Source organism: Oceanispirochaeta sp. M1, from assembly GCF_003346715.1.
Taxonomy (GTDB): domain Bacteria; phylum Spirochaetota; class Spirochaetia; order DSM-2461; family DSM-2461; genus Oceanispirochaeta.
In genome coordinates, this window is the sequence record NZ_QQPQ01000157.1 from 1 (window position 1) to 433 (window position 433).

Annotated in this window: 1 tRNA gene and 1 rRNA gene; both read left to right on the forward strand. The window is 42.3% G+C overall.

Annotated elements, in window-relative coordinates:
- The first annotated feature begins 150 nt into the window (after positions 1-150).
- A tRNA-Ile gene (locus DV872_RS26295) sits at positions 151-224 on the forward strand.
- A gap of 115 nt (positions 225-339) precedes the next feature.
- Positions 340-433, forward strand: a 23S ribosomal RNA gene (locus DV872_RS26300); the annotation flags it as partial.

A 433-nucleotide genomic window follows, 5' to 3' on the forward strand; every position in this document is an offset into this window, starting at 1 on the left:
GATCACCTCCTTTCTACGAGAAAGGTATTAAGTCTTCAGTCTTTGTACTCTGGAGCAGTCAGTCATTGTTCTCACGAACGATGCCGTACAAACAGTCTTGGCTTTCGTTAAATACTTTTAATTTCCCATAAAATCTTTGATGCCTTAAAAGGGCCTTTAGCTCAGTTGGTTAGAGCGCACGCCTGATAAGCGTGAGGTCACTAGTTCAAATCTAGTAAGGCCCAATTCGACCTTTACAACTTTTTGTGCAGGTCGTCAGTTAAAATGAGAGTTTATCTTAGGATAGGTTCTTTTTTTTAGCTCTTTAACAGTGAATAGCGAAGGGATAAATAATAATATGGTCAAGCGACTAAGGGTCCATGGTGGATGCCTTGGAGCTATCCGGCGATGAAGGGCGTGGTAAGCTGCGAAAAGCCTCGGTTAGAAGCAAACA